Genomic DNA, 12658 nt, shown 5'->3' on the forward strand with positions numbered 1-12658 from the left:
TTTTACCCGCGCAATCGACCTTTGTTATTGACCAGTCGCTTCCAGAAGCACGCGACCGATGACCTTTTTATCGACCAGTGACACAATAACAAGACGTGCACCCATGCCATCCGGGTTCTCGATGTGCAAGATCGCCTGCGTTCCCTGAAGCGTGTAACCAACAAGAAGCTCGCCCGGTTCGATCTTGATTTTGATATCCCCAAAGGCCGGAATGGAAAGTGCGGTCGGGTTAGGTGCGACTTCTGAAGTCGGTTCTGAACCGGCAACGGGAACGGACGGGGTTTGCACACCAGAAGCGCCATCCTGGTCCTTGGCCTTTTTATCCAGTGACAAGCCATAGGCAACAAGTCCGATGCCGATCACAATCAGCACACCCATGAACAGAACCAGGGCCTTTACTACACGCATCGTATTTCCAACCGACAAAACTGTTTGAAAGCTGCATATCCCGGTAGCAGTTCCGGATGATGCAAAACACCTTTCAAGGCCATAGCGACAAGTAAAGACAAATGCAAGATCACCCGGCTGGGAACCAATTAATTTTATTGGAATCCGGCGCAAAAAGGCTACAAGCTGCACAATACACCACAAACGCAGACCGCCCCGACCAGCAGACATGACCGACATCGAACATATGCAAGAAGAACTCAGCTATATCGCAACGAATGATGACGAAGGCGCGCGCCTGGATAAAGTACTGGCGACGGCATGGCCGGAACAGTCCCGCTCGCGGATCAAAGCTTTGATCGAAGACGGCCATCTTTGTGTCAATGGCACAGTCACGCGCAAAATGTCTGCCAAGGTCAAATCCGGTGATGTATTTGATCTTGTGATCCCGCCAGCAGAACCAGCCGACCCTATTGCCGAGGACATCAAGCTCGACATTCTGTACGAGGATGATGACCTTCTGGTGATCAACAAACCCGCAGGCATGGTTGTGCATCCGGCCGCCGGAAATGAAAGCGGAACGTTGGTCAATGCCTTGCTGGCGCATTGCGGTGACAGTTTGTCGGGGATTGGCGGCGTAAAACGCCCGGGTATTGTCCACCGGCTTGATAAGGACACCAGCGGCGCGATGGTTGTTGCGAAGAACGATACGGCACACCGCGCCCTTTCGACCCTGTTTTCCGAGGACAAGGAAAATATCGACCGTGCCTACCTTGCGGTTGTATGGGGTGTGCCACGACCTCTGGAAGGCGATATCGAAGGCAATATTGGCCGCAGTCCGCGCAACCGGAAGAAGATGGCAGTCCTTAGAACTACGGGAAAGTACGCACTAACCCACTACAAAACACTCCAAATTCGCGACGACTCGTTAGCATCTCTGGTTGAGTGCCGCCTCGCAACCGGTCGAACCCACCAGATCAGGGTCCATATGACCCATATCGGGCACTCACTTGTTTGTGATCCGGTCTATGGCAGGAATAAATTTTCACAGAAGTGCAACCAAAAGACGCAAGAATTATTGAACGCATTCAACAAACAGGCTCTACACGCCAGAACACTGGGGTTTATCCACCCTCGGACCGGCGAATATATATCGACAACAGCCCCCCTTCCTGACGACCTGAAAGCCCTCATTGAAAGCCTAAACCTATCCCTTGGGGTAGCATGACCTAACCTTTATGGTCGAAAAAATATTGACGACCTCTAATACCCCCGTATAAGCTTTAGATGGTGCTAGGGGATAACAGCACCAGTGTGAAGCATAACGGGAGGCTTCAATGAAACAGGGAAATGCTCTTCCAGTAATCTCTCAGGATGGTCTGACTGTTTATCTACAGCGTATCCGCCGTTACCCGATGCTTACCCCAGAACAGGAAACGACGTACGCCTGTAATTTCCGTGACAAAGAATGTGACATGTCTGCGGAAAAACTGATCACCAGCCATCTTCGACTGGTCGCCAAGATCGCTATGAGCTATCGCGGCTATGGCCTGCCTTTGAATGAATTGATTTCCGAAGGTAATGTCGGATTGCTGCAATCCGTCAAACGTTTCGACCCTGACAAGGGTTTCCGACTGGCAACCTATGCCATGTGGTGGATCCGCGCAGCCATTCAGGAATACATTCTGCATTCCTGGTCGCTTGTGAAAATGGGCACCACAGCAGCACAAAAGAAGCTGTTCTTTAATCTGCGCAAACTCAAAAGCCAGATGCAGGCAATTGATGAAGGTGACTTGCAGCCAGAACAGGTTGAGCTGATCGCAACCAAACTGAACGTCTCGGAAGACGACGTGATCATGATGAACCGCCGTCTGGCTGGTCCTGATCATTCTCTCAATGCACCGGTTCGTATTGACGGTGATGGTGAGTGGGTGGATTGGATCGAAAGCGACGACGAGGATCAGGAAACGACCTTTGGCAAGCGCGAAGAATTCCTTCAGCGTATGAATATGCTTAAAAGTGCGATGTCGCATCTTAATGATCGTGAACGCGACATCCTGACGCAACGGCGCTTGCTTGAAAGCCCGGTAACACTTGAAAATCTTAGCGTTGCCTATGGTATTTCTCGTGAACGCATCCGGCAGATCGAAGTTCGGGCATTCGAAAAAGTCCGTAAATCGATCCATACCGATCTGCCGCACTAAACAGGATCAGCAGAAATCATCTGCTTCTTTTCCCCCTTGTAACGAACTACGGCGGACAAATTGTCCGCCGTTTTTTTATAAATCGGGTGAAATCGATCTGATCAGAAGTCCCGTATGGGCGCTGTCAATTACCGGAACGATCAACTTCCTTGATCAGGCTGTCACCCCATGTCTTGATCAGGGCACGCTGTTTTTTACGAAGCTCCCCTACCCGACGCTGCGCAGACAGGTTCAGGACATTGGCAACAATCGGAGGCATCGCAAGATACAGCAACCAGCCAAGCCCGGCCGCTCCATACATGATCGACAATGCCATGGGCTGAAAAATTTGTTGGGTCGCACCGCCGACGGTCTGCGAGGGGACTTGCCAAAGTTCGAGGATATAGGGCGCCACCCCGGAAAAGTTCATGCCAAAAACACAGCGCGCCATGGTCCGCCCCGGACTGCGATCAAAGATAAATGCCACCATTGATGGCAGCAATCCGACAACCAGCGTCACAAAGGTCGGCAATGCGACGATGAACAGAAGCACAGCAGATGCAACAACCGACAAACCGGAAAATGCGCTACGCCCCTTGGAGCTTTTACCTTTTGCCATGTCGATCCCTTAAAAGATGTGCATCAAAAACAGCGCTGATACTGTCAGCAAGGCAATCATCGTCGATGCAAAGGCAGCTGCCTGCTGTCCTACTTTTTCCGCAAGCTCAAGCCGGGCCGGACCGGATGATTCAAGATCAAAGACCTCGCTTTCGGCTTCGGAATATTCCGCCACGGCCTCGACAAACTCCGACTGGTCTTTCCGACGTTCCTGTTCATCATTGATCAGGTTGTATAGTTCGACCAGGTTACCGCGCTTGGCCAGTTTTGGAATTTCGGTTTCAACCCTTTCGCGGCGCGCCTTGCTATGGAACACCTTGATTGCCGGTTCCATCAGTCTGGCAACCCAGTGCGAGAGGTTTTGCAAATTGTCAGGCCCATGTCGCCATTGCACGATCGCCAGCATACTGATGATCGCGCGACTATATTCCACCTCGTCGGAGGGGTTCTGCATCGCCAAAAGCTGTCCTTCGATATCATCTTCCAGACGTTCAGCGATAAAGGCCGCGATATGTCGATCCACCGGCCAGCTGTCTTCAGATGCGGATTCCGCAGCCTTTTCAAGAGCAGGCAACAGTTGCGAAATCTCGACAACATATTCCTGCTCGACCAGTTGGCTCAGGCAATGCTGGTTGCGCACCAATGCGTACAGGCAGCGTTCATAGCCATAACCGGCACTTTGTTGCTGAATGTAATAGCGCAGGTTTTTATAAACCTGCTGAAGCTTTTGGACTTCGGAACTGTAACCTTCCTGACGACCAAACCAATAGGACGGAATGTCACGAACAATCACGTCAGCAAATCGTTGCGGACCGCGGCCATGCTGCACGTCATAAGACAGCATATAGCCAAGACCATCGACCATTGCCGCAAATCCCTTGAACCGTATTGGTCCGTCATGATCCATGATGACAATGGCACGCGCGACAAGAATGTCTTCAGCGGCACGTTTGTCTGCCCCTGCCCATTGCAACTGACGCATCGCATCCGCCAATGCCTTGGCGCGATCATTGTCGCCAAGACCACGCCGCAACCAGACCTCGACTGTTCCGTCACGCAATGGCGCCAAAGAACTGACCCAGTTTTTAGCCATCCCCTGGGCCAAAGAACGGACGGTATAATAATCGCGCCCGGAAATATTTTGCGAACGTGCGGCACGCTTTTCCGTATTGGATTGCACCGGCTTGGTCCTGCGTCCATCGAGCCAGGCATTCAGTTCGTTAAAGCCCCAGCGTTCGGCCGGATCATCACACAGCAAGCCACGCACCGGCTCGATCAGGACAAGCGGCAGTTTTTCCTGCGACGCAATGGCCTGGAACGATCCTTTGGACAGCTTAAGGTCCATAATTTCCTGATCGTTCAACTTGCTGAGTGGCCTATGGCCAATACCGAGTTCCGCAAGTGTCATGCCCAACGCATAAAGATCATCGGCAATTGTCCCGACACCGCGACCGGCGGCATCCGCACTCATACGGGCGGCGGTCTCGTAAACAAGTGGCTGCGCAAAACCTGGCGGCGTTGAGGCGCAATCGCCAAGAACGACTTTCTGACGCAGTGGATCTGCAAAGAACAGGTTGCTTGCCCGAACGTTCCGATGCGTAATCCCTTTGTCACCAAAAGCATGCAAAACCCCCATAAGGGGCTCCACAACCACAGTTGCAATGTCATGTTCATCAATCGTCGGCTTTTTGGTGTCGCCAACGACCACACGTCCACCACCCGGCTTTTCGTAAAACAGGATCATGGTGTTGCGACCGAACGGCGGCCAATAGGCAATTGCACTGTCCAGCAGGTCAATTTGACCGGCCATATGCATCCCGGAAAGGAAAGTAATATGGTTTTGCCGGGTCGGCACAACTGGATCGGTTACAACGGCAAAGGCATTACCTTCATCGCGTCGAAGATTATCCGCGGAATAGGCTTTGCAGGAACCCATGTCGAATTCCGGCATACGCAAATCAAGAAAGATCCGGAAGTTGCCGACTTCAACACTTTTGCCGCTTGCCGAAAACTCGCCAACTTCGGCACCACTGCCTTCGTCCTCATCGGCCGGATTCTCGGGCACAGCACCGCCACCCGGCACATCCATTACTGGTTCCCGTGCAGCACCGCTCGAAACTTCCTGTTCCTGGTCTTCTGCTTGCTCTGCCATGATCCCGATATTTCTTTACGCGTTATCATTTTTAGGTGACGCGCATGATCTGAATGAACGTCATCCTGACGCGACATTCACGACACTACCGTCAAAAGGTTGATAAAACGATACTTCTGATACGTCATACGGGCAAGCTGTTATGCGATTGCGATAATGTACGCATTCTTCGTAACACATTCACAATGAACGAAAAAAGCCACCAGTCGGAACTGGTGGCTTTTGCGGTGCAAAGCACAAATCAATGATCAGGCGCTGAACGGGTCATGAACCAGAATGGTGTCATCACGTTCCGGGCTGGTCGACAGAAGCGCAACCGGTGCTTCGATCAGTTCTTCAACGCGGCGTACATATTTGATTGCCGCAGCCGGAAGATCGGCCCAGCTGCGCGCACCCATGGTGGTCTCGGACCAGCCTTCGATGGTTTCATAGACCGGCTTTGCCTTGGCCTGAAGGCGCTGGTTTGCTGGCAGATGGTCATAGATTTTGCCATCAATGTCATAGCCGGTGCAGATCTTGATTTCATCAAAGCCATCAAGTACGTCAAGCTTGGTCAGGGCAATACCGGTGATACCGTTAACCTTGACCGACTGGCGGACAAGTGCAGCATCAAACCAGCCACAACGACGTTTACGACCGGTAACGACACCGAATTCACGGCCGCGTTCGCCAAGACGTTCACCATCGGCATCCAGAAGTTCGGACGGGAACGGACCTTCGCCAACACGGGTGGTGTATGCCTTGGTGATCCCCAGAACATAACCAACGCCTGACGGGCCCATGCCGGAACCGGCTGCTGCCTGACCGGAAACGGTGTTTGACGAGGTTACGAACGGATAAGTACCATGGTCGATGTCAAGCATCGTGCCCTGCGCACCTTCAAACAGGATACGCTTGCCAGCTTCCTTGAACTGGTTCAGCGACTTCCAGACGGTGTCAGAGAACGGCAGGATTTTCGGTGCGATTTCTTTAAGCTGTGCAAGCAGTTCGGCACCATCGACTTCCGGCTGGCTAAGGCCACGAAGAAGCGCATTGTGGTGCGTCAGAAGGTTTTCGACCTTCGCTGCCAGCAGATCGGCATCGGCCAGATCACCAACACGGATTGCACGGCGACCAACGCGGTCTTCATATGCCGGGCCAATGCCGCGACCAGTCGTACCGATCTTGTTGTCACCCGAAGCAGCCGCTTCACGTGCACGGTCAAGGTTGCCATGCAGCGGAAGGATCAGGCAGGCATTCTCAGCCAAACGCAGATTGTCCGGGGTGATATCAACGCCCTGTTCTTTCAGACGTGCGATTTCTGCAAGCAATGCCCACGGGTCAACGACCACACCATTGCCGATGACCGAAAGCTTGTTCTGGCGAACAATACCGGACGGCAGCAGGCTAAGCTTGTAGGTCACGCCGTCGATCACCAAAGTATGACCGGCGTTATGACCACCCTGGAAACGCACAACGACGTCTGCCCGTTCGGACAGCCAGTCGACGATCTTGCCTTTACCTTCGTCCCCCCACTGGGAACCGATCACGGCAACATTGGTCATCGCAAAACTCCTTGCGCGATAAAAATTTCGTTCGATTAGGCGTTCAGCGGCACGACCTGGCCGCCAAGGTAAATATAGTCACAGCCCATGCGGCGTGCTTCGACACGGGCCGCATCTTCTGTTTTTGCTTCGGCTGCCCCTTCAAGGGCTGCAACCGTGTAATGGCCTTCAGCACGCAACTGACGTGCTTCGCGTTGTGGCGTGCCAAGCGGCAGATAAACACGCGAAAGCGGTTCCGCATCCGGAAGACCACGCAAAATACTATCCATATAAAGCGACATGCCCGTCGCTGCTTCGCCCGATGCGCCACCGGCACGGTAACGGCCACCACGACCGATCTCACCGCGCACATTGCGCGCAAACAGCGTAAAGCTGACACCCGTCTGATAACGGAAACCTGCCATTTCAACCGGATCGATTGTCAGGGCGGCTTCAAGACCGGACGTCAGAACGCGTTCAGCGACGTCAATCAGACGATACAGTTCTTCGGACGCACCAAGCGGCAATTCAAGCTTTTTAAGCTTTGGCAATGCCGTGGTTGCCGGACCTGCGGCCTCCAGCAAAGCGACAAGCACATCGGTAACCTTGCCATCAAGCGCACGAAGGGCTGCAACGTCACGACGTTCAAGCGCCTCGGTCAGTGCTTCGCGATCATCGCGCGACACCCCGAACGCATCAAACAGGCGCACCGGCAAGGTTGGCAGATTAAGATCAACCGAAACATCGGCAAGACCGATGCTTTCAAGAGCCTCAAGCGCCAAAAGGACAATTTCGGTATCAGCAGCAGCACTGGAAACACCGATCAGCTCGGCACCAACCTGTGCGAACTGACGTTCCGGGCGCAGATGCGATCCCTTGATTCGCAAAACGTCACCGGAATAGGACAAACGCAACGGACGCGGCGCATCGCCAAGACGGGTCGCGGCAATGCGCCCAACCTGCGGGGTCATATCGGAACGAAGACCCATCATACGACGGGATTCCGGATCCATAAGACGGAAGGTCTGGGTTGCCAGTTCAGGTGCGGCACCTTCAAGCAGGCTTTCTTCAAACTCGACCAGCGGCGTCTTTACGCGGTCATAGCCCGCATGTGCCAGACTGGCCATCAGCTTTTCGCGGATTTCGGCTTCCCGTGCGGCTATTCCTGGCAGGACATCCTGCAAGCCGGCGGGCAAAAGTGCTTTCCTGGCGAGTTCGGTCATATTGTGTGCTTTCCCGGACGAGGCGCGCAAATTCAAATAGGCTCGATAACCATCCTGAGGATTACTCAGGGCAAACTATCCGGTAGCGGTTACTACCGTGTTGTGTCGCACAGGGCAACGGGGAAAACCCCAAAAACGCAAATAATACGTACGAAATATCGATCAGCCAGCGGCAAATTCGGCTTTTACCACCGAATATGCCCAGTCAAGCCAAGGCAAAAGCGCCTTGATATCACTGGGTTCCACCGTCGCCCCACCCCAAATCCGGAGTCCGGCCGGGGCATCGCGATAGCCATTGATATCAAGTGCAACATTTTCAGCTTCAAGAAGCTGGGAGATCTTTTTGGGCAATGCTGCCTGCTGATCGGCTGACAAGGCAAGCGCCCAAGGATCGACAATCTTGATGCACATTGACGTGTTGGACGCCGATGCCGGGTCTTCGGCAAGATCAGCAGCCCAGTCACTGGTCGCAAGCCATGCATCAAGATGCGCACGGTTTTCGCGGGTACGGGCCAAAAGGCCGTTCAAGCCGCCAAGACCTTCTGCCCATTTCAGGGCATCAATCGCATCTTCGACAACAAGCATCGACGGCGTATTAATGGTTTCGCCACGGAAAATACCGTCAATCAGCTTGCCACCCTTGGTCATGCGGAAGATTTTCGGCATCGGCCAAGCCGGAACATGGCTTTCAAGACGTTCGACCGCACGCGGGCTCAGAATAATGATGCCATGGCCGCCCTCGCCGCCCAGAACTTTCTGCCAGCTGTAGGTAACAACATCAAGCTTGTCCCACGGCAGTTCCATCGCAAAGATCGCCGAGGTCGCATCACAGATGGTAAGACCTTTGCGGTCATCGGCAATCCAGTCACCGTTCGGAACACGCACACCAGCGGTCGTACCATTCCAGGTAAAGACAACGTCGCGATCAAAATCAACCGAACCGAGGTCCGGCAACTTGCCATAGTCGGCTTCAAGAGTGCGGACATCATCAAGCTTAAGCTGCTTGATCACATCACTGACCCAGGTCGAGCCGAAGCTTTCCCATGCCAGCATATCAACGCCACGTGCGCCCAACATCGACCAAAGGGCCATCTCGACCGCGCCGGTATCAGATGCCGGAACAACACCCAGCAGATAATCATCCGGCAAGTTCAGGATCGCGCGCGAACGGTCAATGACCTCTTCAAGACGCTGCTTGCCCAGTTTGGAACGATGGGAACGACCAAGAATTTCCGTTTCAAGTGCAGATGCAGACCAGCCCGGGCGCTTCTTGCACGGACCCGATGAAAAGTTCGGGCTTGCAGGACGGGTTGCGGGCTTGGCGAAAGCGGTATTCTCGGCATTCTGGGCCATCGGCATATTCCTGAGCAGTTGGAACGATCCGCAAAGATCATTCCTGATCAAATTAGGGGGCTGATCCTATTGAGACAAAGGCAAAAGTCAAACGCCTTCGACACAAACAAGCCAGCCAATTTTGCATGGCTGGCCCGTGTATCAATGTCCGTGCTGATTTAAGGTCGTTAGCACCCTAGAACGGGATTTCGTAATACCAGGGTGCAAACAGGCTAAACGCAATCCAAAGCAGGATAATCAGCGGCGTGCCGGCTTTTAGGAAGTCGACAAACCGGTAATGGCCAGGTCCCATGACAAGCAGGTTGGTTTGATACCCAACCGGGGACGCAAACGAACAGTTCGCCGCCATCACCACCGCAATGGCAAAGACATGGGGTTCCACGCCAAGTTGCTGGGCCATGCCGATTCCGATCGGGGTGAACAAAACGGCACAGGCATTGTTCGACAGCACATTGGTAAAGCCCGCCACAATCAGGAAGAAGATCGACAGGATCACAGGTGCCGGCGCGCCACGCGTCACCATCAATAACTGATCAGCCACGAATTCCGCACCGCCAGTCAATTGCAACGCATTGCCCAATGCCAATGCCGCCGCCACCAGAAGAACAATCTTGCGATCAATCGCACGCGATGCCTGACGCAAATTAAGCGCACCCGACGCAATCATAAGCCCCGCACCGATGAAACTCGATACCATGATCGGAACGACACCCGTCGCGGCCAAGGCGATAACGCCAAGGAAAATGGTCGCCGCACGACGGGCATGGAAGGGACGCGGCAAGGTACGCGTTGACCATTCCAGCAAAACCACATCACGGATGGTGCGCAGGGCTTCGACATCCTCGGAACGCCCCTGCACCAGCAACACGTCACCGGCTTCCAGACGGATTTCGGTCATCTGGGTGCGGATCATGCGCGAACGGCGCTGAATACCCAGAACAAGGCATTTGTACTGATACCGGAAACCGATCTGCTCAAGGTTAAATCCGATCAGGCGCGACCCCGGCGGCAACATGACCTCGGCCAGAAGCTGGGTTGATTTCTGTGGTGTTCCGTCATTGTCGCCACTGACACCCGCGGCATCCGCATGCAGTAACCCCGGATCTTTCTGAAGGGCTTCGGTCAGGGCCTTGCGCGTGGCCGCCACCACAAGGACGTCACCCGCCTGAATTTCCATATCGCTTTCAAACGGCGGCAGTTCGGCATGTTCGCGGCGCACGATCATCTGAATGGTGATATTGGGCAGGTTTTTAAAGAAGCCCGCGACCGGACGGGTCCCGATCATCTGCGATGCCGGACCAACCGTAATCTGTGCGATGAATTGTTTGCCGCTGCTGTCAGGGTTGGCAAGCTTGCTGCGCATTGATGCCAGCGCAGGCAAAAGGCGCGGCGCAATAAACAGGACATAGACAAAACCGGTAATCGCAAGAACGCCGCCAACCGCGGTGAATTCAAAGAATTCCAGTCCCGGCATCCCCAGCTCGATCAGGGAACTCGACACCAGAAGGTTCGTCGATGAACCGATCAATGTCGTCATACCGCCAAGGATCGCAGCATAGGAAAGCGGGATCATCAACGCACTGGGAGAACGTTCAATACGTTCCGCAAGTGCCTGAATAATTGGAATAAAGATAACAACGACCGGGGTGTTGTTCAGGAATGCCGACATCAGCATCACTACGAACAAACCGACGAAAATCGCAATTGACGCGTTCTTGCCGCCATGTTCGGTAATCAGACCGGCTATATAACTGACCCCGCCGGTAAGCACCATCCCCTGCCCGACCACCAGCAGCGACAAAACCGTCAGCAATGCCGGGTTGGCAAAGCCCGACATGATGGTGTCAGCCCCCATCAGGTTATCACCATCCGCATCAAGCAGCGGGAAGAACTCGAAAAACAGCAACAGGGTGGCAATCAGCGCCATGCTGGTCAGTTCAAGTGAAATGCGCTCCAGCCCATACAGAACAAGCGATCCGGCAACAAGCGCAAGGACCACCCACATCTGCAACGGCGTCGCAGAACTGGCGACAACACTTTCGATCACGATAAATCTACCCCAGTAAAACCAGCTTTTATGCGGTTTCAGGTGCCATTCTTGATCGCAGCACCCTGCCCGCATTCGTCGTATTTTGTATTTACTTAGACGAAAGCCCTATAGCCCGGTCAATAAAAAAACGGCGACCAACCTGGTCAATGCGGATTAATCGGTAGATACATACCCCCGAGAAACCGCCTGTTTTGCAGGGCAAAGACCAATAAAAAACGGGCAACATATTTGCTGCCCGTTTTCAGAAATTCTATTCAATCCATCCCGGACTAGGCCGGAATGGATATCTCGCCCTTCAGATACAAAACCGCTTCACCTTTAAGATGAACGCGATCCCCGTCAATTTTGCAGGCAACAACACCGCCGCGTTTTGATGCCTGATAGCCAACAACATCTGCCTGACCAAGTTTTTCGGCCCAGTATGGTGCGACCACGCAATGCATATAGCCTGTCACCGGGTCCTCGTTGATCCCGATTGCAGGCACGAAAAAGCGCGACACCATATCAAGCCCGGTCTTGTCACCCGGTGCCGTCACAATCACGCCACGCCCGGTCATCATCTGGGGCTTGGCCAGCACCGACATATCGGGTTCCATGTCACGAACCGTCGACGCATTGTCATACACCGCAACAATGTCGGTATCCCGGCTGGCGACGACATATGAAGCAACCGGTTTCACGCTGCCAAGTGCGGTCAGAACCGCATCGGGAATAGCATTAGGCTTGACCGGCTGCTTGGGGAAATTCAGAACAATGGCGTCACCATCACGCGCGGCCGTCAGAATTCCGCTTTGACTTGCAAGTTTGACAAGGTCACCAGCAAAACCAAGCTGATTGAAAATCACAAAGGCACTGGCAAGGGTCGCATGACCGCAAAGCGGAACTTCAACCGTTGGCGTAAACCAGCGAATATGAAAGTCCGCCTCATCCTCTGCATCGCAAGGCACAAAGAACGCCGTTTCCGACAGATTGTTCTCCATTGCAATTTTTTGCAGAACATCGTCTGACAGCCAATCCGCCAGCGGGACAACAGCGGCCGGATTTCCAGCGAACAGAAGATCGGTAAAAGCATCGATCTGATAGATCGGCAAGGTCTGGGTCGTCATCTTGGTATCCTGAAACCGGAAAATCTGGCCTTCATCAGAACTTCGCCGCCCTGATGAAGGATA

The 12658-nt window shown here is 53.7% G+C and carries 10 protein-coding genes; 2 read left to right on the forward strand and 8 right to left on the reverse strand.

Going from position 1 to position 12658, the window contains the following annotated elements:
• Positions 1–24 precede the first annotated feature (24 nt).
• Complete coding sequence (locus tag TH19_RS22420) at positions 25–408, reverse strand: hypothetical protein (RefSeq protein ID WP_147250758.1); 384 nt, start codon at positions 406–408, stop codon at positions 25–27.
• 208 nt (positions 409–616) lie between these two features.
• On the opposite strand from TH19_RS22420, the gene TH19_RS11995 reads away from it, so the two are divergent.
• Together TH19_RS11995 and rpoH are read left to right on the forward strand one after the other, a co-directional pair.
• The gene (locus tag TH19_RS11995; protein WP_258547936.1) at positions 617–1615 is read left to right on the forward strand and encodes an RluA family pseudouridine synthase; all 999 of its coding nucleotides are present in this window, start codon (positions 617–619) and stop codon (positions 1613–1615) included.
• Positions 1616–1724: 109 nt separating this feature from the next.
• Positions 1725–2591 carry an RNA polymerase sigma factor RpoH gene (rpoH, locus tag TH19_RS12000; RefSeq protein WP_114102593.1) on the forward strand — a complete coding sequence of 289 codons (867 nt, stop codon included), beginning with the start codon at positions 1725–1727 and terminating at the stop codon, positions 2589–2591.
• 124 nt (positions 2592–2715) lie between these two features.
• Here rpoH and TH19_RS12005 read toward each other — a convergent pair whose 3' ends face one another.
• The 7 genes from TH19_RS12005 to TH19_RS12040 form a co-directional block, all read right to left on the reverse strand.
• Positions 2716–3189 carry a hypothetical protein gene (locus TH19_RS12005; protein WP_114102594.1) on the reverse strand — a complete coding sequence of 158 codons (474 nt, stop codon included), beginning with the start codon at positions 3187–3189 and terminating at the stop codon, positions 2716–2718.
• 9 nt (positions 3190–3198) lie between these two features.
• The gene (locus tag TH19_RS12010) at positions 3199–5340 is read right to left on the reverse strand and encodes a protein kinase family protein (RefSeq protein ID WP_114102595.1); all 2142 of its coding nucleotides are present in this window, start codon (positions 5338–5340) and stop codon (positions 3199–3201) included.
• Positions 5341–5588: 248 nt separating this feature from the next.
• Entirely contained in the window at positions 5589–6884 is a 1296-nt protein-coding gene (locus TH19_RS12020; protein WP_114102597.1) for an adenylosuccinate synthase, read from the reverse strand.
• 35 nt (positions 6885–6919) lie between these two features.
• On the reverse strand, positions 6920–8086 hold the full coding sequence (locus TH19_RS12025; RefSeq protein ID WP_114102598.1) for an ATP phosphoribosyltransferase regulatory subunit: 1167 nt from the start codon (positions 8084–8086) through the stop codon (positions 6920–6922).
• Between the two features lie 162 nt (positions 8087–8248).
• Entirely contained in the window at positions 8249–9439 is a 1191-nt protein-coding gene (locus TH19_RS12030; RefSeq protein WP_114102730.1) for a phosphoserine transaminase, read from the reverse strand.
• A 175-nt stretch (positions 9440–9614) separates the two neighbouring features.
• Positions 9615–11486: an SLC13 family permease gene (locus TH19_RS12035; RefSeq protein ID WP_114102731.1), complete on the reverse strand. Its 1872-nt coding sequence runs from the start codon at positions 11484–11486 to the stop codon at positions 9615–9617.
• 272 nt (positions 11487–11758) lie between these two features.
• On the reverse strand, positions 11759–12595 hold the full coding sequence (locus TH19_RS12040) for a PhzF family phenazine biosynthesis protein (protein WP_114102599.1): 837 nt from the start codon (positions 12593–12595) through the stop codon (positions 11759–11761).
• Positions 12596–12658: the final 63 nt, after the last annotated feature.

Source organism: Thalassospira profundimaris (assembly GCF_003326675.1).
In the GTDB taxonomy this organism is placed as follows: domain Bacteria; phylum Pseudomonadota; class Alphaproteobacteria; order Rhodospirillales; family Thalassospiraceae; genus Thalassospira; species Thalassospira aquimaris.

Excerpts from the sequence above, each read along its gene's own strand:
- TH19_RS22420 (WP_147250758.1), bottom strand. The coding sequence starts at position 408 with ATGCGTGTAGTAAAGGCCCTGGTTCTGTTCATGGGTGTGCTGATTGTG.
- TH19_RS11995 (WP_258547936.1), top strand. The coding sequence starts at position 617 with ATGACCGACATCGAACATATGCAAGAAGAACTCAGCTATATCGCAACG.
- rpoH (WP_114102593.1), top strand. The coding sequence starts at position 1,725 with ATGAAACAGGGAAATGCTCTTCCAGTAATCTCTCAGGATGGTCTGACT.
- TH19_RS12005 (WP_114102594.1), bottom strand. The coding sequence starts at position 3,189 with ATGGCAAAAGGTAAAAGCTCCAAGGGGCGTAGCGCATTTTCCGGTTTG.
- TH19_RS12010 (WP_114102595.1), bottom strand. The coding sequence starts at position 5,340 with ATGGCAGAGCAAGCAGAAGACCAGGAACAGGAAGTTTCGAGCGGTGCT.
- TH19_RS12020 (WP_114102597.1), bottom strand. The coding sequence starts at position 6,884 with ATGACCAATGTTGCCGTGATCGGTTCCCAGTGGGGGGACGAAGGTAAA.
- TH19_RS12025 (WP_114102598.1), bottom strand. The coding sequence starts at position 8,086 with ATGACCGAACTCGCCAGGAAAGCACTTTTGCCCGCCGGCTTGCAGGAT.
- TH19_RS12030 (WP_114102730.1), bottom strand. The coding sequence starts at position 9,439 with ATGGCCCAGAATGCCGAGAATACCGCTTTCGCCAAGCCCGCAACCCGT.
- TH19_RS12040 (WP_114102599.1), bottom strand. The coding sequence starts at position 12,595 with ATGACGACCCAGACCTTGCCGATCTATCAGATCGATGCTTTTACCGAT.